15 protein-coding genes are annotated in these 21172 nt (G+C 65.6%); 9 read left to right on the top strand and 6 right to left on the bottom strand.

Translation table 11 applies throughout. The features are described from left to right. Nucleotides 1-35: 35 nt before the first annotated feature. The 4 genes from AX676_RS04450 to AX676_RS04465 are packed head-to-tail and all read right to left on the bottom strand — an operon-like array spanning nucleotide 36 to nucleotide 4081. A complete protein-coding gene (locus AX676_RS04450; RefSeq protein ID WP_066477193.1) occupies nucleotides 36-893 on the bottom strand; it encodes an SMP-30/gluconolactonase/LRE family protein in 858 nt (285 codons plus the stop codon). After that, nucleotides 890-2107, bottom strand: coding sequence for an MFS transporter (locus tag AX676_RS04455; protein WP_197417151.1), 1218 nt, complete (start codon nucleotides 2105-2107; stop codon nucleotides 890-892). The genes AX676_RS04450 and AX676_RS04455 overlap by 4 nt, the downstream gene beginning before the upstream one ends. A gap of 23 nt (nucleotides 2108-2130) precedes the next feature. Further along, nucleotides 2131-3321, bottom strand: coding sequence for an enolase C-terminal domain-like protein (locus AX676_RS04460; RefSeq protein ID WP_066477189.1), 1191 nt, complete (start codon nucleotides 3319-3321; stop codon nucleotides 2131-2133). Nucleotides 3322-3337: 16 nt separating this feature from the next. Beyond that, the gene (locus tag AX676_RS04465) at nucleotides 3338-4081 is read right to left on the bottom strand and encodes an SDR family NAD(P)-dependent oxidoreductase (RefSeq protein ID WP_066477188.1); all 744 of its coding nucleotides are present in this window, start codon (nucleotides 4079-4081) and stop codon (nucleotides 3338-3340) included. A gap of 134 nt (nucleotides 4082-4215) precedes the next feature. Between AX676_RS04465 and AX676_RS04470 the strand changes: the two genes are divergently transcribed. Continuing rightward, nucleotides 4216-5628 carry an endo-1,4-beta-xylanase gene (locus tag AX676_RS04470; protein ID WP_066477187.1) on the top strand — a complete coding sequence of 471 codons (1413 nt, stop codon included), beginning with the start codon at nucleotides 4216-4218 and terminating at the stop codon, nucleotides 5626-5628. A gap of 70 nt (nucleotides 5629-5698) precedes the next feature. Here the strand turns inward: AX676_RS04470 and AX676_RS04475 are convergent, their stop codons facing one another. Then, nucleotides 5699-6439 (bottom strand): RraA family protein, encoded by a 741-nt coding sequence (locus tag AX676_RS04475; protein WP_066477180.1) that lies wholly within the window; start codon nucleotides 6437-6439, stop codon nucleotides 5699-5701. Between the two features lie 152 nt (nucleotides 6440-6591). On the opposite strand from AX676_RS04475, the gene AX676_RS04480 reads away from it, so the two are divergent. From AX676_RS04480 to AX676_RS04505, 6 genes are all read left to right on the top strand, one after another. After that, complete coding sequence (locus AX676_RS04480; protein WP_197417091.1) at nucleotides 6592-7404, top strand: IclR family transcriptional regulator; 813 nt, start codon at nucleotides 6592-6594, stop codon at nucleotides 7402-7404. Between the two features lie 186 nt (nucleotides 7405-7590). Then, nucleotides 7591-10260 (top strand): TonB-dependent receptor, encoded by a 2670-nt coding sequence (locus AX676_RS04485; RefSeq protein ID WP_197417090.1) that lies wholly within the window; start codon nucleotides 7591-7593, stop codon nucleotides 10258-10260. A gap of 55 nt (nucleotides 10261-10315) precedes the next feature. Beyond that, nucleotides 10316-12118: a glycosyl hydrolase family 28-related protein gene (locus AX676_RS04490; protein ID WP_066477173.1), complete on the top strand. Its 1803-nt coding sequence runs from the start codon at nucleotides 10316-10318 to the stop codon at nucleotides 12116-12118. 90 nt (nucleotides 12119-12208) lie between these two features. Then, nucleotides 12209-14020: a hypothetical protein gene (locus AX676_RS04495; RefSeq protein ID WP_156437640.1), complete on the top strand. Its 1812-nt coding sequence runs from the start codon at nucleotides 12209-12211 to the stop codon at nucleotides 14018-14020. Between the two features lie 21 nt (nucleotides 14021-14041). Continuing rightward, on the top strand, nucleotides 14042-15136 hold the full coding sequence (locus tag AX676_RS04500; RefSeq protein WP_156437639.1) for a glycoside hydrolase family 113: 1095 nt from the start codon (nucleotides 14042-14044) through the stop codon (nucleotides 15134-15136). 101 nt (nucleotides 15137-15237) lie between these two features. Beyond that, nucleotides 15238-15945: an RraA family protein gene (locus AX676_RS04505; RefSeq protein WP_066477164.1), complete on the top strand. Its 708-nt coding sequence runs from the start codon at nucleotides 15238-15240 to the stop codon at nucleotides 15943-15945. Here AX676_RS04505 and AX676_RS04510 read toward each other — a convergent pair. Further along, nucleotides 15942-16655 (bottom strand): FadR/GntR family transcriptional regulator, encoded by a 714-nt coding sequence (locus tag AX676_RS04510; RefSeq protein ID WP_066477162.1) that lies wholly within the window; start codon nucleotides 16653-16655, stop codon nucleotides 15942-15944. The two genes, AX676_RS04505 and AX676_RS04510, sit on opposite strands and share 4 nt — an antisense overlap. A 140-nt stretch (nucleotides 16656-16795) precedes the next feature. Here AX676_RS04510 and AX676_RS04515 point away from each other — a divergent pair, with 140 nt between their 5' ends. Both AX676_RS04515 and AX676_RS04520 read left to right on the top strand, forming a co-directional pair. Continuing rightward, nucleotides 16796-19447, top strand: a complete 2652-nt coding sequence (locus AX676_RS04515; protein ID WP_082730946.1) for a TonB-dependent receptor — start codon at nucleotides 16796-16798, stop codon at nucleotides 19445-19447. A gap of 100 nt (nucleotides 19448-19547) precedes the next feature. Next, a complete protein-coding gene (locus tag AX676_RS04520) occupies nucleotides 19548-21164 on the top strand; it encodes a hypothetical protein (protein ID WP_066477156.1) in 1617 nt (538 codons plus the stop codon). The last annotated feature ends 8 nt before the right edge of the window (nucleotides 21165-21172 follow it).

Genomic DNA, 21172 nt, shown 5'->3' on the forward strand with positions numbered 1-21172 from the left:
GGTCGAAAGTCGCGGTGTGGCGGGCCCGGGCGGCGCTAGCCGGCATAGCGGTTCGCCGGGACGCCGCGAACGCCTGGGTCAGCGCGGAAGATCGCGCCCGCCAGCGGCTCGTCGGGGCGGTCCTTGGCCGCGGTCGTGATGTAGAGCTGGTCGAGGTCGGCCCCGCCGAACGCGCAGTTGGTCACCCGCGACGCCGGCACCTCGATCGATCGCATCAGCGCGCCCGACGGATCGAAGCGGCTGACCCGGCCGCCATCCCAGTGGCACACCCACAGACAGTCGTCGGCATCGACGGTCATGCCGTCCGGTTTTCCCCAGCTCGGGTCGAAAGCGATGTGGACGGCGCAGGACGCGGTTCGCTGTGGATCGTCCAGCCGCAGCCGATAGACGAGGCCCAGCGGCGAATCGGCATGGTACAATAGCTGGCCGTCGCGACTGATCGCCGGGCCGTTGGGGACGGTATACCCCGTGTCGACCCGGACCGCATCACCCGCCGGATCGAAGCGGTAGAGCGCGCCGACGGGACGGTCCGCGGCGATGCGCATCGTCCCCGCCCAGATGTTGCCGTGCGCATCGGCGCAGGCGTCGTTCAGCCGCATCTCCGGTTCATCGAGGCCGAACGCGGCGAGCGGCGTGCACCGGAACGGGTCGAGATCGATCACATGGACCCCCGACTGCAGTCCCGCGACGAAACCGGGCGCGCCCTCGCGTTCGATCACCCAGCCGATCATTTCGGGCACATCCCAGGACGCGAGCGGGGGCGACGACGCGGCGCGCCAGCGGTTGAGCCGCCGCCCGAGGATGTCGACCCAGTAGAAGGCGTCGTCACGCGCGGACCACCAGGCGCCCTCGCCCAGCAGGCTGCGCACCTCGCCCGAGACGACCTCGATCATCGGGACAGCCCCCGCCAGCGGTGCGCGCGCCAGGCAAAGAAGGCGACGCCGGCAAAACCGATCACAGGCACCACGAACGCGCTCGCGATGCCGCCGCGATCGGCGAGCATGCCGGCAATCAGCGGCAGGAACGCGCCGCCGGTGATCCCCATGACCAGCAGGCCCGACACCGCCGCGCGCGGTGCCGTCGCGCGTTCCAGCGCCAGGGTGAACACGGCGGGAAAGGTGATCGAGGTGAACAGGCCGATGGTCAGCGTCAGATAGCCGACCCATGCCCCCTCGAGCGTCAACGGGATGAGGCACAGCGCCGCGGCGGTCCCGGCGGTTGCCGTCAACAGCGCGCCGACCGGCACGCGCGTCATCACCGCGCTGCCGACGAAGCGGCCCGTCATCCGCCCGATCCCGTAGAGCGCGAGCAGCTTGCCCGCCGCTTCATGGCTGATGCCCAGGATCACGGGTTCGGACAGGAAATTGATGAGCAGGCTGAGGATCGAGATTTCCGCGCCGACATAGAGGAAGATCGCGGCCGAGCCCGCCAGCGACCAGCGGTCGCCGATCGCCGCGGTCGGGGGGGCCGACCCCCGGGGCGATGCGGCGGCACCGTCGATGATCCGCCGGCTCAGCCAGGCGCCGAGGATCAGGCCGGCGACGACGATCCCGAGCGCGCCGAACAGCGTCTCGATCTTGGCCAGCGACGCGGCGCGGCCGCCCCCGGTGTCGCCGCCCGCCGCGAACATGCCGCCTTCGAGCAGGATGAGCGCGCCGATATAGGGCCCGGCGATCGAGCCCATCGAGTTGAACGCCTGAACCAGCGTCAGCCGGAAATGCGACCGTTCGGGCGCACCGAGCCCGGCGACCAGGGGATTGGCCGCGACCTGGAGCAGGGTGACGCCGCTGGCGATCACGAACAGCGCCGCCAGCACCGCGGGATAGCTGTCGCCACGGCTGGCCAGGGCCATGCCGACGCAGCCCGCGAGCATCGCCGACAGCGCCACCGCGATCGCCGCGGCGTAGCCGATGCGCGCCAGCAGCGCCGCCGCCGGCAGCGAGATCAGCGCATAGGCGATGAAGAAGGCGAACTGGGTGGTGACCGCCTCGAGATAGGTCAGATCGAAGATCGACCGGACCGACGGGATGAGCGTGTCGACCGTCGACGTCGCGAAGCCCCAGATGAAGAACAGCGTGGCCACCAGCGCAAACGCCAAGGCGACCATGCCCTGCCCCCGCGGCATCATGATCAGAGCGCGCCGACCATCGGCATCCAGTCCGGCCGCTTCGGATCGACGTGGAAGCGGGCGTAATAGTCGCCGACCTGTTCGTAATAGCGCTCGTAATGCGCCATCTTGTCCTCATCGAGCGTGACGCCCAGGCCTGGACCGGTGGGCACGCGGATCGCGCCGTCCGCATACCGCATCGGCCCGCCCTCGATGATGTCGTCGGTCAGGTAATGATAATGCGCATCGCCGGCGAAGCGCATTTCGGGGATGGTCGACGCGGTATGGATCATCGCCGCCAGCTCGATGCCGAACTCCGCGCCCGAATGCATCGCGACGCCGAGGTTGAAGGTCCGGCACACCGCCGCCAGCTCCTTCACGCCGCGCGGTCCCTCCCAATAATGAATGTCGGTCAGCACGATATCGACCGCGCCGAGGCGGATTGCGGGACCGAGATCGTCGAACTTCGCGGGATACATGTTGGTCGCGATCGGCATGCGCACTGCCTTTCGCACCGCGGCATTGCCCTCCAGCCCCCAGGCGGGGTCCTCGAAATACTCGATGCCAAGGGGTTCGAGCCGTTGGCCGATGCGCGTCGCGGTCGCCACCGACCAGACGCCGTTCGGGTCGATCCGCAGGCCAAAATCGGGGCCGAGCCGTTCGCGGCACAGCTCGAGCACGCGCGCTTCCTCGCCCGGGTCCATCACGCCGGCCTTGAGCTTCATCGCGCGCACGCCCAGCGTCTCGGCCAGTTCCTCGCAGTGATCGGCAAGGTCCTCGGCACGCGTGTCGTCGCCGCCGCCCGGCCGGTCATAGCGCCAGAACAGATAGGCGATGAAGGGAACGGCGTCGCGGACCGATCCGCCGAGCAGGTCGGACAGCGGCCGCCCCAGCACCTTGCCCTGAATGTCGAGGCAGGCCATCTCGATCGCCGCATAAAGCCGGGCGTTCGACATGTAATAGATGTTGCGCAGCACCTTGAGCTTGATCGTTTCCAGCTGGAACGGATCCATGCCGATGATGCGCGGCGCAAGCTTGGTCAGCGCGCCGCGCTGGTCGCCGCCGCCGACCTCGCCCAGGCCCACCACGCCCTCGTCGGTGAAGATTTCGAGGATGGTCCGCATCAGGTAACCGGGGTGGACGCCGGTGTTGTGGCGGAGCATGCAATTCATCGGAATCGCCACGCAACGGACGCGGATGTCGGTGATCTTCATACAAGGTTCCTGTCGGTCAGAAGCTCATCAGGCCGTCGACGAAGATCGTCTGGCCGTTGATATAGGCCCCGGCGTCGCCGGCGAGCATCAACGCGGCGCCGGTCATGTCGTCGGGCGTGCCGAACCGCCCCGCCGGAATGGCGGCAAGGACACGGTCGGCATATGGGCGATCGGCGAGCACCGACGCGGTTCGCGGCGTCAGCGTCGCACCCGGCGCGATGATGTTGGCGGTGATCCCGTCGCCCGCGACCTGCCGCGCGATGTTGCGGACGGCATTGGCGAGCGCGGCCTTGCTGGCGGCATAGGCCAGCATGTCGGGATGCGGCTTCACCTGCTGGACGCTGCCGATCGCGATGATCCGGCCCCAGCCGCGCGCAGCCATGGCCGGCAACACTCCGGTCATCAGCTCGACGCCCGCCCAGAGGTTGATCGCCATCTGGCGCTCCGCCTCGACACGGTCGAACGCGACCAGCGGCCGGCGCATTTCGGCCGAGGCGCAATGTACCAGCAAGTCGGGATCGCCCAGCACCGCACGCGTCTGGTTGAGCAGCCCGATGGCCGCGCCCGGATCGGCGAGATCGGCGGCGAGGATCGGGACGCCGGGCAAGCGCGCTGCGGCGGCGTCGCACGCGGCGGGATCGTCAAGGCCGTGAATCGCGACCCGCCACCCCGCGCCAACCAGCGCCGCGGCGATTGCCAGGCCAATGCCCTGGGTCCCCCCGGTAACCAGGGCGGCCCGGCATTCTGCACCCCCGCTCAATACCCTCTCCTCATGAATTATGCTCTTAGCTTGTCAAAAGAGAATTTGAGCGTCAACTATTCATATACGAAAGCATGGCGCTAGTATCACATATCCGATATGTTGGTGCGGAACAAGCACTGGAGTTGGGCAGGATGACAATCGAGGCGATCGCGATGGACAGGCGCGCGATGATGGCGCTGATGGGCGGGGGACTGGCCGGCGGGGGGCTGGTCGCGCCCGGCATCGCGGCCGCGCCGGAAAGCACATCACCCGAAGCCTGGACGCGCCTGTGGAGCGACCCTGAGGTCGAGCGACGGATCGCCGACGGCATCCGGGCCAACCGGATGGGCAACATCCGGCTGCAGTTGCGCGATCGTGCCGGGAGACCTGTCCAGGGGCGGGTCCGGGTCAGGCAGACGCGCCACCACTTCAACTTCGGGGCGAACGGCTTCATGGTCGGCGGCTTTGCCGACCCTGCGCGCAATGCAGCGTGGGAAGCGGCCTTTGCCCGGCTGTTCAACATCGTCACGGTGCCCTTTTACTGGCGCGATTTCGAACCGACGCCGGGAGCGTACCGCATCGACGAGACAAGCGCCCCCCTGTATCGCCGCCCGCCGGCCGAGCGGGTGCTGGCGTTCGCCGAACGCTGGGGCCTGCGCACCAAGGGGCACGTCCTGGTGTGGAACCAGCCCGACCTGTCGATCCCGGCCTATTGGCCGCGCGACGACGCCGAGCGGATTGCGCTGATCGAACGGCGCGCACGGATGCTCGCCGATCGCTTCGGCAGCCGGATCGGCGTGTGGGACGTCGTCAACGAGGTGCTGCACAGCAGCCGGCGCTTTCCGGCCGATGCGATGCCGCCCGACTATCCGGCGATCGCGCTCGATGCGGCCGACACGGCATTTCCCGACGATACGACGCTGCTGGTCAACGAAGCGACGCCCGAGGCATGGGACGAGATCGGTGGCGATGGCACGCCCTATTATCTGTTGCTGCGCAGCCTGATTGCGCGCGGCAAGCGGGTCGACGCGGTCGGGCTGCAGATGCATTACTTCGCCGAAGCCGAGGTTGCCGACAGCCTGGCGGGGAAGCTGCGCACGCCGCGCCAGCTCTTTGCCGCGCTCGACCTCTATGCGCGGCTCGAGCGGCCGCTGCATGTCACGGAGATCACCATTCCCACCCTGCCGCAGTTCGGCGGGGCCGAAATGCAGGCGGCGTGGACGCGCAATCTGTATCGCCTGTGGTTCTCGCATCCGAAGGTCGAGGCGATCACGTGGTGGAACCTGGCAGACGGCACCGCCTATGCCGGCGAGGACCGCTGGAACGGCGGGCTGCTCGAAAAGGACAGCCTGCGGCCGAAGCCCGCCTATCTGGCGCTCGACCGGCTGATCAACACCGAATGGAAAAGCGACGTGCGCGCCACGACCGATGCCGCCGGTCAGGCCGACATGCGGCTGTTCCACGGCGACTACCGGATCGAGGTGGAGACGAACGCCGGCGGATGGGTCGATGCGCGCGCACTCGCGCCCGGAGAAGACGCCAACTGGCTCGTATCGCTGCCATGACCCCGCCTCCACCGGCGGGGGGAGCAATGCCGCCGGACGACGCCCCGGGGGGAGCCCCGGGGCCGCCGCATCAGAAATAGCCGCCGCGTGCGGTAATCTGTTCGACGCTATCGCCGTTCTCGACCCAGTCGAAAATCTGCTCCTCCGACCGGCGCAGTGCCTCCGAGCGTTCCAGCACGGCCACCGCCTGGGCACGGGGCACCACGACGACGCCATCGATATCGCCCAGCACGACATCGCCCGGCTTGATCAGCACGTCGCCGATCTTGATCGGGATCTGATAATGGGTGATCTGGCACCGGCCGAGCGACCCGTTGGGGCTGCGATAGCGGTAGAAGACCGGAAAATCCTTTTGCAGCACCTGGTGCGTGTCCCGGATGCCCCCGTCGACGCAGGCGGCCCGGACGCCCAGGCCGCTGGCGGTCGCAGTCATCACCCCGCCCCACAGCGTCGCGCGCTCGTCGCCCGACGAATCCCACAGGATGAACGCGTCCGGGGTCAGCGCCGACAGCATTTCGGTGCGGGTTTCCATCTCGCCGGTAATCTTGACGTTGGGCGCGCTCTTGACGGTGAACGCGATGCCGGCGACGGTCTTTTCGGGCCGCAAGGGAATGAGCGCGCCGGGCAACGCCTGGTCGAGCATGAGCATTTCGCGCAGCACGTCGCTGACCAGGCCGGTGTAAAGTTTCTCATACCGAGCCAGCAGTTCGGTCTGGTCGACCGAGAGCGGATCGGCGGACACCCCTTCGCGCTGTTCGATCAGCGCGTCGATGTCCATCATCGCCGCTTCGCGGCGCAACTGCTCACTCATATCCCCTCCGCAGAGAAATGTTCACCAATGGATTTGTGCGCTTGATGTTCCAGTAATGAACTGATGTCAATCGAGTTATAATGGTGACGGGGCAGCGGCTTGCTTGTCGGGTTCAGATGCTGAATATGCCGCGATCAGCGAAGGGCCTGAGCATGCTGAACGAGACCATGAACGCGGATGGAAGCGATCAAGACCGGGGAAAGTCCGTCCACCGCATTCCGGTCATCGACAAGATGCTGGATATTCTGGACCTGTTGCACGGGTCCGAAGAGGGGGAAAGCATCGGCGCGATCTGTGACGCGACGGGCGTCCCGCGATCGACCGTATACCGCATTCTCAACACGCTTGCCGCCCGCGGCATCGTCGGCAAGCTCGCGGACGGGCGGTTTCGCCTCGGTTTTCGGCTGATCACGCTGGCCCAGGGCGTCCGGCGCGACATGAGCCGGGCGGACTTGCTGAAGGCGGCGCATCCGGTGCTTGCCGAACTCGCCGCGCAGACGGGCGAGACGTGCAAGCTCAGCGTCGTGAGCGATGATCGCGCCGAGGTCGTCGACGTCGTGCAAAGCAGCCGCGATATGGCGCCGACGTCGCGGGTCGGCAGCACCTTTGCCATGCATGCAGGTGCGGCCTCGAAGCTGCTGCTCGCCTTTGCGCCGCCGGCACTGGTCGAGCGTGTCCTTTCGGGCGAGCTGGAGCGCTTCACCGCAGCGACCATGGCCGATCCCGCGGTCATCCGCGCGGCGCTCGCGGACATCCGGGCGGAGGGCATCAGCCGCGATCGCGGCGAATGGAATGTGGCCGTCCACGCGCTGGCAGCCCCGGTATTCGGGTTCGACGGCACGGCGATCGCCGCAATCAGCGTGACCTATTTCGCGCAGCCCGACAGCATGGCGCAGGAGCGGCGAATCATGCCCTTGCTGATCGCCGCGTCCCAGAATCTGTCGAAATCACTCGGAGCAATCTGAACTTTGTCGGCCATGTTCAAATAGGAATGAATAAGGGCTTGAGGTCCAAAACAGAACCGCATATGACTTCCACCCATATTGGAACGATCGGTGAGATTCGGCGTAAGCCGGACCGCCGCGATAGGGGAGGAAAATATGCGAACGGTCCGTACGCGCCTGATTCGACTCGCGCCCAGCATGCTGGCGATGTCGACGGCAAGCCTGTTCTGGTCGGCATCGGCAGCCGCGCAGGATACACCCGACCAGACCAATGAGGCACCGCCCGCGGAATCCGACGACATCGTCGTCACCGGCATCCGCGCCAGCATCGCCGATGCGCTGAACACCAAGCGCAACGCCGCCAACATCCTGGACAGCATCTCGGCGCAGGATATCGGCAAGCTGCCCGACCAGAACGTGTCCGAAACGCTGAGCCGCATTCCGGGCGTCCAGATCACCCGGCTGGAGGGCGAGGGATCGCGGATCAACGTGCGCGGCATCGACCTGAACCGCACGCTCCTGAACGGCCGCAACTTCATCGGCGCGTCGTCGAACGGCGACCCCAATCTGAACGACTTTCCGTCAGAAATCCTGGCGTCGGTCGACGTGATCAAATCACCGTCGGCGGATATCATCGAGGGCTGGCTGGGTGCGGCGATCAATCTCAAGACCCGCCGCCCGCTCGACCTGAAGGACATGCTGTTCGCCGGGCGGATCAACGGATCCTATGGCGACCAGTCGGAGCGGTTCGGTGCCAAGGGCGCGCTGGCGGTCGGTGGCCAGCTGCTCGACGGGCGGCTGGGCGTGCTGGTCAGCACCACCGGGTCGGTGTTCAACGGCCGCACCTATGGGCTGTTCACCCGCGGCTATTCCCAGGTCAACGGCCTGACCGCCACCGGTCCGGGCGCGAGCGCACCGCGGCTGTTCCGCCCGAACCGGATCGAGACCTATGATCTGCGCTACCAGATGGAGCGGTTCGGCCTCAACGGCACCGTCCAGTTCCGGCCGATCGATTCGCTGACCTTCACCTATGACGGCTTCTATTCGCGGTCGGAAACCGACCGCACGCGCAACGCCAACCAGATCCTGTTCACCAATAACCTGACCAATGTCGTCGCGCTCGCCGACGGCACGATCGACCAGGCGACGGTGAACGGCGTGACGATCCGCCCGATCATCTTCAGCGGCCCCAGCCTGACCGAAACCAACGCGCACCAGCTGAACGTCAATTTCGAATCTGGTCCGCTGACGCTGAACGTCAACGGCAGCATCTCGCTCGGCGACGCCGATGGCGCGAACGACGGCACGTCGGGCAGCGCCAACTATTATGCCGGCAACGACTTCGTCGTCGTGCTGCGCCAGGCCGCGGGCCAGACCGCGAGCGTCACCTATGACTGGTCGACCGCCGACGCGCCGATGCCCAACTACAACATCTCGTCGAACTTTGACGTTACCAACCCGCGCAACTTCGAGGGCTTCACCGTCGTCGACAATAATTACCTGACGACCAACCGCGGGCGCGATGTCGATTTCGACGCCACCTATGAAGTCGACTGGGGCTTCATCAAATCGTTCAAGGTCGGCGGACGCTACGAGCGCCAGACGCTCGAGCAGCGCGTCGTCGGCCGGACGCATACCCCGGCGGAGCTGGCGGCGGGCGACCCGACGCCGGGCGACACGCTGCGCGGCAACGAAATTGCGGGCCTCGCCTATAACGGCCAGTCCAACACGCTGTTCGAGGGATATGACGGCGCTTTTCCCCGCACGATCCTGGTCGGCAGCTTCGACATCAACGCCTTCGTCGCGCGCTTCGGCCGCAACCGCACCGCCCAGGACCTGGCGCTCGAGCAGCAGACGCTGTTCGACGTCGAGCAGGATACCTATGCCGGCTTCGCGATGACGACGTTCGGCGGCGAGATCGCGGGGATCGAGCTCAACGGCAATGCCGGCGTCCGCTATGTCCGCAGCGAGCGGTTGTCGCGGGGGTTCAGCCTGGTCAACGCGACGACCACCCTGCCGGTGGAGCAGGGCGCGACCTTCAACAACTGGCTCCCCTCGGCCAACCTGTCGGCCCGGTTCACGCCTGACTTCCAGGTCCGCCTTGCCGCCGCGAAGGTGATCGCCCGCCCGCCGCTGTCGCTGACCGGCGTGGGCATTTCGTTCAACCCGACATCGAACACCGGCAGCGCGGGCAACCCGCTGCTCGATCCCTATGCCGCGACGCAGTACGACCTGTCGGCGGAATGGTATTTCGCCAAGGCCAGCCTGTTGTCGGTCGCGCTGTTCAAGAAGGACGTGTCCGCCTTTACCCGCACCATCCAGGTCGAGGAGGATCATCCGGAGATCATCGCGCCGGGCACGACCAACTCGCTCTACATCATCAGCCGGCCCGCCAACGGCAGCGACGGCAAGATCGAGGGCGTGGAGTTCAACTATTTCCACGCCTTCACCTTCCTGCCCGCGCCGCTCGACGGGCTCGGGCTCAACCTCAGCTACACCTACGCCAACGGCTCGACCCCCAATATCGACGAGTTCAGCGGCGAACGGCTGTCGTTGCCCAACCTGTCGAAGCACAGCTACAATCTCGTCGGCTATTACGAACGCGACGGGGTCAACCTGCGGGTCGCCTATAATTATCGCAGCAAGTTCCTGTCCGTGCAGCAATCGGCATCGCAGGGGGGCAGCGTGTTCCAGAACGATTACGGCCAGCTCGACGCCTCGGCCTCGTACAAGATCTCGCCCAACTTCACGCTGACGGTCGACGCGATCAACCTGACCCGATCGACCCGCACCCTGTTCATCGGCACCGAGAACAGGCTGGCGACGGCATGGCGCGACGACCGGCGCTTCTATTTCGGCGCATCCTTCAACTTCTGACCTCTCTCCCACTTGGAGCCCGCTTCGGCGGGCTCTTTTTTTACAGGAGTTCACGATGAAGCACGCGCATTCGCTCGGCGCCGTTGTCGGCGGGACCTGCCTCCTGGCGCTCGGTGCGCTCGCGTTTACGGCGAGCGCACCGTCGGGCACGCTCACCAGTCCGCAGCCGCAGGCCGCCGCTCGGCTGGCCCTGCCGACCTTCGCAAACCAGGTCACTTCGCTCATCCGGTCGGCGCTCTATCCCGACAGCTGGCTGCCGGTGGGCGAAGGCGGCAGCAAGGACGCGGCCGGCCGCTTCCTCCAGGACTTTTCCTATGCGGGCTACGCCAATGGCGACAAGCCGATCCCGACGGGCTTCGGCAACAACCGCATGGTCAACGCGGTCACGCAATATGGCGCTGACAACACATATAACGCGACGACCAACCCCAATTCGGCCGACGCCACCAACGCGATCCAGGCCGCGATCAACGCGATCTGCACCCAGGGCGGCGGCACCGTCTTCCTGCCGGCGGGCACCTATCGCATCCGGCCGCAGGGGACGAACACCGCCGCGCTGAACCTGAATTGCAACAACCTGATCCTGCGCGGCGCGGTCGATGCCCAGGGCAGGCCGGCGACGTTCCTGTTCAACGACCTGGCCAATATGCGCGCGCGGCGGGTCATCTTCGTCGGCACGGTCGACGACCGGTTCATCTGGTACACGTCGCAGGTGTCCACCCCGACGCCGGTGACCCAGGCGGTGACCGATCCGACGCGGATCATCACCGTCGGCAGCACCAGCGCCTTTCAGGTCGGCGCGCCGATCGTCATCCGCACCGACACGACCGAGGCGTTCAAGGCGCAGCATGGCATGACCGCGGGCATCAACGGTTGCACCGCCAATGGCTGCTGGTGGGACGGATCGGGCCAGGGCCTGCTCTATTACCGCACGGTACAGGCGATCCTGTCGGGCAACCGCATCCGCCTCGACGCGCCGATCCGCTACCTGCTCAATCCCGATCCCAGCACGGGCAACAACCCGCGCGCCTATCGCACGACGCCGGCGACCTATAATGTCGGGATCGAGAACATCGCGATCGGAATGCGGGAAAATCCCAATCCGGGCCTGACCGATTCGGTGATCAACACGCCCGGCACCGCCGCGTACGAGACGAGCGGCGCGCAGGCGATCCGCTTCGCCGGGGCCAAGGACAGCTGGGTCCGCAACGTCCACAGTTTCCGGCCCGCGGTGAACACCCAGAATTTCCACCTGTCCTCGATCGGCATCGCGCTGTCTGCATCGACGCGGGGCATCTCGGTGCTCAACAGCTCGATGTCTTTCCCGCAGAACCGCCTGGGCGGCGGCAACGGCTATCTGATGGTCGTTGCCGGTCAGGATCACCTGATCCGCGACAGCGTGACCGAAGGCGGCCGGCACAATTTCCAGATCACCGACATGAGCGCGTCGGGCAACGTCATCCTGGGCGGCAGCACGATCAATTCGGAGGGCACCAACGACTTCCACGTCGCCTTGTCGCACGCCAACCTGATCGACGGCGTGACCACGATCGGCAACAGCTGGCAGACGATCAACCGCGGCTCGACGAGCAACGGCGCGGGCATCACCGGCACCCAGAATGTGTTCTGGAACGTGATCAAGGGCGACACCGCCAGCGGTATCTTCATCCAGTCGGAGCAGTTCGCGTGGGGCTACATCATCGGCACGCGGGGCAACACCGCGTCGGTCGATGTGGGGGGGCCGACGATCTCGGCACCTTCGGACTGGGTGGAGGCGCTCAACAACGGCGTCAACCTGGCCCCCACCTCGCTCTACCTCGACCAGAAGGCAAAGCGTGACGCCAATCCGAACTACTGAACCCCTGCCATTGGCAAGCCGTCACCTATCGGATATCTTAAGTCTGATACCGGCGTGCACAAAGCACGTGCGGGCACTGGGAGAGGCGAGATGGCAAGACGATATGTGGCGTTGGTGTTAGGCGGGCTGGCGCTGGCCGGCGCGGCGCTGGCGAGTAGCAGTGGGTGGCTCGGAACAGCGACAACCTCCGCGGGTGCCGTGCGGCTGCCGGCGACCGGAGACGGGCTTTCGGCCCTGTCGACGGTCGCCGCCCAGTCGGCCAGCACCGTTCGCAGCGTGCTCTATCCCGCCAACTGGCTTCCGCTCTATGAGGGCGGGAACAAGGATTCGTCCGGCCGTTTCCTTCAGGACTTCTCATACGCCGGCTATGCGATGGGCGACGCGCCGATCCCGACCAGCTTCAACAACGGCCATCAGGTGAACGTCGTCACCCAGTTCGGGGCCGACAATAGCTATAGCGCGAACAGCAACCCCAATGCTGCCGACGCCACAACCCCGATCCAGAACGCGATCAATGCGGTCTGCGCGGCGGGCGGGGGCGTCGTGTTCCTGCCCGGCGGCGGCTATCGCATCCGCCCGGTCGGCACCGCGCCCTATGCGCTGCGGCTGCCGTGCAGCAACGTGATCCTGCGCGGCCAGACCAACGCATCCGGCACGCCCCAGGCCTACGTCTTCAACGACGATCCGGTGATGCGCGCCAAGCGCATGATCGATATGGGGCCGACCGACAATCGCGACATCTGGTTCACCGACCAGGCGACGACGCCCGTCGCGGTCACCAGCGCGACCAACGATCCGACGCGCACGATCACCGTCGCATCGACCGCGGGGCTGGCGGTCGGCCAGTCGATCATCGTGCGGACCGATTTGACCCCGGCGTTCCGCGATCTGCACGGCATGGGGCCAAACCAGAACGGCTGCAACGCCAATGGTTGCTGGGGATCGGCGAACTGGGCGCAGGGCCAGGTGGCGATGCGGCGGATCGAGGCGATCCTGCCCGGCAACCAGCTGCGCCTCGACATCCCGGTGCGCTACATCCTCAATCCCGATGCGACGACCGGCAACAACCCGCGCATCTACCGGACGGGCACGGTATCGACCAATGTCGGGATCGAGAACCTGTATCTCGCGATGCGCGAGAACACCCAGCCCGGCCTGACCGATGCGGACATCAACACCCGCGGCACCGCCGCCTATGAAACGAGCAACGCGGTGATGATCCGGGTGACCGGGGTGATGGACGGGTGGATCCGCAATGTCCGCACGTTCAAGCCGCAGGCGAACGCAACCTATCACATCCAGTCGCTGGGCATCGCGATCACGCGGTCGGCGCGCGGCATTTCGGTGCTCGACTGCTCGATTTCGTTTCCGCAGAACCGGCTGGGCAGCGGCAACGGCTATCTGTTCTTTGTGTCGGCGCAGGAGAATTTGATCCGCAACGCCTATGCCGAGGGCGGGCGGCACAATTTCCAGATGTCTGACTTGACCGCATCGGGCAACGTGCTCCTGGGCGGCGCGTCGATCAACCCGGTTTCGGTTTCGGACTATCACGGCAGCCTGGCGCACGCCAATCTGGTCGACGGCATGCGCATCGTCGGTCCGGGCTGGGAAAGCCAGAACCGCGGCACCACCAGCAACGGCGGGGGCGTGACGGGAACCCAGAATGTCTTCTGGAACCTGATCAAGGACGATTTGGGGACGAACGTGTTCGTGCGTTCTCACCAGTTCGGGTTCGGCTATGTCATCGGGACGCGGGGCAATACGGCCAGCCTCAACCTGAACGGCGCGGCGTTCCTCGCCCCGGCGGACTTTGCCGAGCTGATCAACCAGGGCGCCACGCTCGAGCCGCAGTCGCTGTATCTCGACCAGAAGGCGCGGCGTGACGCCAACCCCAGTTACTGAACGACGAAGGAGTAAGCGGAAATGAACCGGCGAGACATTTTGACGGGTGCAGTGGCCTTGCCGGTCGTTCCGGGGATCATCGCCGGGACGGCGCGCGCCGCCCCCGGCGATGACCATGGGCTGTTCTTTCACGGCATGAACTATGGCTATCTCGCCAAGCAGGGCTATTTCCGCGCCAAGGGCGCGGCCGATGTCGATGCGATGGCCGATATCGGGGTCAAGTGGGTATCGCTGATCGTCATGCTGATGCAGGACACGATCGGCAGCCTGCGGATGTACCGCGATTTCACCTACACCGCCGACGACCTTGAGCTCGCCGCGGTGATCGACCGTTTCCACAAGCGCGGGATCAAGGTGCTGCTCAAGCCGCTGCTCGACATCCAGGACAGCAGCTGGCGCGGGCGGATCAATTTCCCGCCCCTCGACGACCAGCAGATCCTGGGGCGGACCAACAACTACTGGCCGACCTGGTTCGCCAGCATGAACGAGGCGATGCTCTACTATGCGCGCATGGCGACGATGCTGGATGTCGAGGCGTTCGCGGTCGGTGCCGAGCTGGTCGGCACCTATCCGCAGACCGACCTGTGGCGGCAGACCGTGGCCAAGGTGCGCGACGTCTATCGCGGGCCGCTGTGCGTCGCGGCGCATCAGGATTCGATGAAGGATCCGGCGGTGCAGGCATGGATGCGCGAGGTCGATTATGTCGGCCTGAGCTTCTACCCCGACCTGCCCGAGCCCGAATCGCCGACGCCGGACGACGTGGTCCGCGTCCTGTCCCCGCTGCGGGCGCAGTATCGCGAAATCGCGACCGCGATCGGCAAGCCGCTGTTCTGGTCGGAGGCCGGCATCCGGTCGGTCAAGGGCGGGATGAAGTCGACGGGCCAGTATCGCAACGCCGCCCCCTATGACGGCATGGTCCAGGCCAATTATCTGGAGGGCATGTTCCGCACCTTCTGGAACGAGCCGTGGTGGGCGGGTTGCCAGCTGTGGAAATGGGACGAGCAGCAGCAGCGCCCGCATTACGCCCAACCCGGCGGCGACACGGGTTTCACCGTGCAGGGCAAACCCGCGGAAGCCGTCATTCGGCGCTGGTCGACGGTCGGTCGCGCACGCTGAGCCCATCCGCTCGGCATCCTGCATCCTTCACCGCCTGCTCCGGCTTGAATACCAATAACATATCCGATATGTGATTGGTAATATGCGCGAGGGGAGTGAAAATGACAGGCGTGCGGGATGACGGGCAATCGATGGATGTAGCGGCGGTCGAGGACCTGCGTGTCCGCTATACCCGGCTTTACGGTGGCGCGATCTATGATGTGCTCGACGAAATGGGGTATCCCAACCAGGTGCTAGCGACCGACCTGGTGCCGATCGAGCCCGGATCGGTGGTCGTCGGCCCCGCCTTCACCATCCAGGGCGTGTCCGACCCGATGGGCGACGAAGAGCTGAGCCAGCGCCGCATCCGGCTGTTCAGCGAGATGCGTTACCCGTGCGTCGACGTGCGCGACTGCGGCTTCGACGTCCGGGTCGCCCATTATGGCGAGATGAACGCGACGCTTGGCGTGAAGCACGGCGCGGTGGGCGCGATCGTCGACGGCGGCGTCCGCGATGTCCGCCTGCTCCGCGAAATGGGGTTCCCCGTCTTCGCGCGCTATCGTTCGCCGGTCGAGGCGAAGAAGCGGTGGTCCTATTATCGATGGCAGGTGCCGATCACGCTGCGCGGGGCGATGAGCGCGACGGTGACCGTGCATCCGGGCGATTTCATGTTCGCCGATCAGGACGGCGTCCTTGCGATCCCGAAGGCCCTGACGGTCGCAGTGCTGGAAGCTGCCGAACGTCTGGCGGGACTGGAGAATTCGGCGCGGACCGAATTCGCGGAAAATCCGGATACCGAGGCGGTATACCAGAAATACGGACGCCTCTAGCGCCCCGATCGTTCCGCCATGATCGCCTCGATCACGGGGCGGGTGGCGGCGAAATGATCGCGCATCGCCGCTTCGGCCGCCGCCGGGTCGCGCGCGGCGATCGCGGTTGCGACGGCGCGGTGACGTTCGATCGTCCGGTCGTCGCGCACCTTGATCTGGGCATGCAGCGTCGAGATCACCTCGCGCATCGAATCCGACAGCGCGTTGATCATGAACGCGATCAGCGAATTGTGCGACGCGCGCGCGATCAGCTGATGAAATTCGAGGTCGAGCGCCACCCACCGGTCATGGTCGGCCAGCGCACCCTCCATCTGCGCCAGCACCTGCTTGAGCCGGTCGATCTCCTCATCGGTGATGTACTCCGCTGCGCGCACCGCGGCATGGGTTTCGATCGCGCGGCGCAGGTCGACCGCCTCGTTCAGCCCGTCGGGATTAATGTGCATCGCAAAGCGCAGCATCTGACGCACGGGTTCGGGTGCCAGCTCGCCGATCGTGCTGGCCTTGCCCTGGCGGATCTCGACGATGCCGAGCGCCGCGAGCTTGCGCACCGCTTCGCGAACCACGGGCTTGCTGACCCCCATCGCGCGACAGATGTCGCCTTCCGAAGGCAGGGTGTCGCCCGGCATCATCGCGCCCGCGATGATCTGCTGGGTCAGGCGCTGGGCGACAATGTCGGACAGAAGCGCTTTGTCCGGATTGATCCGTTCCATTTCAAGCATTTTTGGCCTCGCCCACGTCATCGGTCGCCCATCTCACATATGAGATAAGAATCCGACAGGGCAAGCATTGACCGACGACAGGCTTTAACATATCAGATAGGTTATAAGCATAATCGTCGGGGAGAGGGTTGATGATGAGAGGTTCGGTTCGTGTTGCCATGGGCCTGATGGCGAGCTCGGCGCTGTGGCAGATGCCCGCGCTGGCGCAGGATGCGCCCCCGGCCGAGCCGGCGGCCCAGCCGGAAACGCAGGACGAGATCGTCGTGGTCGGGCTGCGCCGCTCGATCGCCGAGGCGATCGAGACCAAACGCAATGCCGTCGCGATCGTCGATTCGATTTCCGCCCAGGATATCGGCAAGCTGCCCGACCAGAATGTCGTCGAAACGCTGAGCCGCATTCCCGGCGTGCAGATCACCCGCCGCAACGGCGAGGGCCAGAATTTCACCATTCGCGGCATCTCGCTCAACACCGTCCTCGTCAACGACCGGCCCTTTGTCGGGCCGACGCCGGACAGCTCGGCCGCGCTCGACGTGCTGAGCCCCGACATCATCGCCGCGATCGACGTGTTCAAATCGCCGACCGCCGACCAGATCGAGGGTGGCCTGGGCGGCACCGTCAATTTGCGCACTAAAAGGCCGCTCGACCTGCCCGCCGGCACCTTCGCGCTGCGCGCCCAGGGGCAATATGCCGACATCGCCGAGAAATACGGCTTTCGCGGGTCGGCGCTGGCGTCGACCCGGCTGTTCGACGACCGGGTCGGCGTGCTGTTCAACGTCGCGTTCCAGAAGATCTACAACGAGCAGCAGACGCAGGAGCTGTCCAACTATGTGCTGACCGGCGGCGTCGACGGCAATGGCGACGGCGTCAACGATCCCGGGCTGTACCGCCCGGCCCGGTTCGCGATGATCCGCCTGCCGCGCCGTGCCGATCGCCTGACGATCGGCGGCGCGGTGCAGTATCGCCCCGTCGAAACGCTCGAGGTGAACATCGAGGGCACGTACAACCAGTTCGACGCGTTCGCTGGCGCGCAGCGGTTCCAGACGCTGCTGAACGATAACGACGTCGGTGCCCGCGTGGGGACGGGCAACACGGTCACTTCCGGCCGGTTCGCCGGCATCACCCAGCGGCCGCTGATCTATTACGAACAGGACCGCTCCGAACTCTACGTACTGGGCGGCAACGTCACCTGGACGCCCGACAACTGGCGCATCTCGGCGGACGTTTCGCTGAGCTCGGGCACGTCGCCGGTCACCGGCAACAGCGCGACGCCGATCGTCGTCCCGCGCGCCGGGCGGACCGTCGACGTGACCTATGACCTGCTGTCGCCGACCGACGTGCCTTCCTATGCGCTGACCGGCAATTTCGACGTCAACGATCCGACCAACTACCAGCTGTCGGGCCTGGTCGACGGCTTCAACACCATCGACAACGATGCCAAGGCGGCGCGCGTGGACCTGGTGCGCGATATCGGCGCAGGGCTGCTCAAGGCGGTGGCGGTCGGCTATCGCTATGAGGATCGCGGCTTCAACACCGAGCGATTTGATGCGCCGCTGACGCTCGCCGGCGCGGTCGCCATCGCCGACACCAATCGCGACGGCATCGTCACCGCCAACGAGATTCCCGGACTTCGCTACACCGGGCTCGGCGACACCAACCTGCTCGAGGGGCTGAGCGGGCTGTTCCCGAACAACTTCCTGGGCGGGTCGGTCGACCTGGCGGCGCTGCGCGCCGGGTTCGGCTATACGCCGCAGCGTTCGGTGGGCCAGAGCAACAATGTCCAGCAGCGCACCCATGCCCTGTATGGCCGCGTCGACCTGGACGGCACGCTGTTCGGCATCGACATTCGCGGCAATGCAGGCGTCCGCTGGATCAGCACCAACCGCGAGGCGCTGGGCTTCACCGCCAACCAGGGCGGCTTCCTGCCGATCCGGTACGACCGCAGCTATGACGAGTTCCTGCCGAGCGCGACGCTGATCTTCGAGTTGCGCGATAACCTCCTGCTCCGCGTCGCGGGCGCGCGCGTGCTCGCCACGCCGCCGCTCAGCGACCTGGCGCCCGGGGTCAACATCAACATCGTCAACCTGACCGGGACGGGGGGCAATCCGCTGCTCAACCCGTATCAGGCCGACCAGGCGGACGTGTCGCTCGAATGGTATTTCGGGCGCGCCAACCTGCTCGCGGTCACCGCCTTTACCAAGAGCGTCAAGTCCTTCACCTCGCTGGTTTCGACGGTCGAGACGATCGACGGGTTCATCAACGCCAACGGCACCGGCAACACGTTCCTGATCACCCGGCCCCAGAACGGCTCGGACGGGCGGGTACGCGGCGTCGAGTTCAACTATCAGCACCAGCTGAGCTTTCTGCCCGCGCCGTTCGACGGGCTGGGCGTGCAGGCCAATTATACCTATGCCAGCAGCCGGACGCCGATCGTCGACCCGCTGACCCAGCGCACCCTGCCGCTGCCGCTCTTGTCCAAGCACAGCTTCAGCCTGATCGGCTATTATGAAAAGGGCCCGGTCACCGCGCGCCTCGCCTATACCCAGCGCAGCGGCTACCTCCTCAACGTCCAGTCGATGGCCGCCGGCGGCAGCCGCTATATCGATGACCAGAACCAGCTCGATGGATCGTTCCAGCTCGACCTGCGCCGCGGCCTCCGGCTGACCTTCGATGCCCAGAACCTGCTGAAACGGCCTGAAATCCGTTACGACGGCATCGCGGCACGGCGGGTCACGACGATCCTCGACGATCGCCGCTACTTTCTGGGATTTGCCTTTAGTTTGTGATGCGATGCCCGGAATGAACTTCTGAGATTGATCTCAAATCGGAACTGTCATAACGATCCGTTCAAATAGAGCGGCATTCCGCCGCCGACAGGAGGCGAGGATGATGAAACGGATCGCGGCAATGCTGTGCCTGTTGCTGGCCGGACTGGGCATGAGCTGGTCCGGCGGCGCGAACGCCCAGATCAGCTATGGCGAGGTGCCGACCGACTATCTGCCCACCTTTGGCGGCTGGAACCCGCGTTCGACCTTCAGCAGCACCTATTGGACAGTGCGTGACGTCACCAACGCATCGCTGGTCGGTGCGGCGAATGTCATCGTCCCCAACGACGGCAGCGACGTCGCCGACCGGATCATGGCCATTGCCGCCTCCAGCCCCAACCCGATGGTGATCTATTTCCCCGCCGGCCAGTATGAGCTGAAAAAGTCGGTGACGATCAGCCGGTCGAACATCGTCATCCGCGGTGCGGGCAAGGGGCTGACGACCTTCGTCATCTCCGCGCCCAGCAGTGCCAATGCCCAGTTCACGCTGTTGGGCGGCGGCTTTTCGACCGAAATCGGTACCATCACCAACGTGCCGATGCGCGGCGACGACTATATGATCGCCGCCGACGTGTCGGGCATCGCGGTGAACGACATCCTGCGCGTCTATGACAATTCGCGGTCGAACGGCTTTAGCGGCCACAACTGGCAACAGTTCCTGCGCGTTACCGCGATCGACCCGGCGACGCGCCGCGTCACCTTCGCCAGCCGGCTTGGGCTCAATTACAACGGCACCGCGACCGTTCCCGGCCAGCCGCGTTTCGTCAAAGTGAATATGATCCAGAATGTGGCGTTCGAGAATTTCACGATCACGCGGACCCGCAATGCCGCCGCGGGAACTCATAATCTGTTCATCCGCTACGCCTGGAACGCGCATGTCCGGGGCACGGAGGTCAAGAACCTTGTGTCCGGCGGGATTTCGCTTGGCTCCGTCTACAACGCGCTCGTCACCGACAACGACGTTCACAATTCGGTGGATCCGGTCGCCGGCTATGGGGACGGGGGCAAGGCCTATGGCATCAACGTCGGCGCCGTGTCGATCTGCGAGGTGTCGAACAACAAGCTGTGGAACCTGCGCCACCACATCATCCTGCACATCGGCACCAATTTCTGCGTCGTGGCATATAACAGCGCGGAGCCGGGCTATTTCGGCACCTCGGGCGACCTCGACATGCATGGCTATACCGCGCACAACAACCTGTATGAGGGCAACCAGGGCGCGGTGCTGATCTTTGACGGGCGGTCGGACACCGGGATGCTGGAGACGCAGGGCCTCTACAACACCATGTACCGCAACCAGCTGCGCCGGCCCGGGATCAACGGTGCAAACGGCATCGCGCTCCAGGGGCCGGCATCCTCCGGCAACTTCACGCATTTCGGGATCACCATTGTCGGCAACGACCAGATCGACACCAAGATCGATTACACCTCCACCGGATCGCAGGGTCCGTACAACGGTGCCAATATCGTGAAGAAGGTTGGCGCCAACCGGCTAGGCGAAACCGTCGTGACGCCCGATGTCGAAATCGATCCCAACGGCACCTTCCCGGCATCGCTCTATGCGCCGGGCAAGCCGGCTTATCTGGGGAGCAAGCCTTGGCCGCTGTTCGGTCCGGGCGTGGCCGACTGGGGCCGGAACAACACGCTGCCCGCGGCTGACCGGCCGCAGACCCCCTGAGCCGACAC

This window comes from Sphingomonas sp. CCH21-G11 (assembly GCF_001555965.1).
GTDB lineage: Bacteria > Pseudomonadota > Alphaproteobacteria > Sphingomonadales > Sphingomonadaceae > Sphingomonas.

What these genes read in the sequence shown, in the direction of transcription:
- AX676_RS04510 (WP_066477162.1), bottom strand. Translation starts at nt 16,655, where the DNA reads ATGGAACGGATCAATCCGGACAAAGCGCTTCTGTCCGACATTGTCGCC.
- AX676_RS04450 (WP_066477193.1), bottom strand. Translation starts at nt 893, where the DNA reads ATGATCGAGGTCGTCTCGGGCGAGGTGCGCAGCCTGCTGGGCGAGGGC.
- AX676_RS04495 (WP_156437640.1), top strand. Translation starts at nt 12,209, where the DNA reads ATGGCAAGACGATATGTGGCGTTGGTGTTAGGCGGGCTGGCGCTGGCC.
- AX676_RS04520 (WP_066477156.1), top strand. Translation starts at nt 19,548, where the DNA reads ATGATGAAACGGATCGCGGCAATGCTGTGCCTGTTGCTGGCCGGACTG.
- AX676_RS04490 (WP_066477173.1), top strand. Translation starts at nt 10,316, where the DNA reads ATGAAGCACGCGCATTCGCTCGGCGCCGTTGTCGGCGGGACCTGCCTC.
- AX676_RS04485 (WP_197417090.1), top strand. Translation starts at nt 7,591, where the DNA reads ATGTCGACGGCAAGCCTGTTCTGGTCGGCATCGGCAGCCGCGCAGGAT.
- AX676_RS04475 (WP_066477180.1), bottom strand. Translation starts at nt 6,439, where the DNA reads ATGAGTGAGCAGTTGCGCCGCGAAGCGGCGATGATGGACATCGACGCG.
- AX676_RS04515 (WP_082730946.1), top strand. Translation starts at nt 16,796, where the DNA reads ATGATGAGAGGTTCGGTTCGTGTTGCCATGGGCCTGATGGCGAGCTCG.
- AX676_RS04455 (WP_197417151.1), bottom strand. Translation starts at nt 2,107, where the DNA reads ATGGTCGCCTTGGCGTTTGCGCTGGTGGCCACGCTGTTCTTCATCTGG.
- AX676_RS04505 (WP_066477164.1), top strand. Translation starts at nt 15,238, where the DNA reads ATGACAGGCGTGCGGGATGACGGGCAATCGATGGATGTAGCGGCGGTC.
- AX676_RS04500 (WP_156437639.1), top strand. Translation starts at nt 14,042, where the DNA reads ATGAACCGGCGAGACATTTTGACGGGTGCAGTGGCCTTGCCGGTCGTT.
- AX676_RS04480 (WP_197417091.1), top strand. Translation starts at nt 6,592, where the DNA reads ATGCTGAACGAGACCATGAACGCGGATGGAAGCGATCAAGACCGGGGA.
- AX676_RS04470 (WP_066477187.1), top strand. Translation starts at nt 4,216, where the DNA reads ATGACAATCGAGGCGATCGCGATGGACAGGCGCGCGATGATGGCGCTG.
- AX676_RS04460 (WP_066477189.1), bottom strand. Translation starts at nt 3,321, where the DNA reads ATGAAGATCACCGACATCCGCGTCCGTTGCGTGGCGATTCCGATGAAT.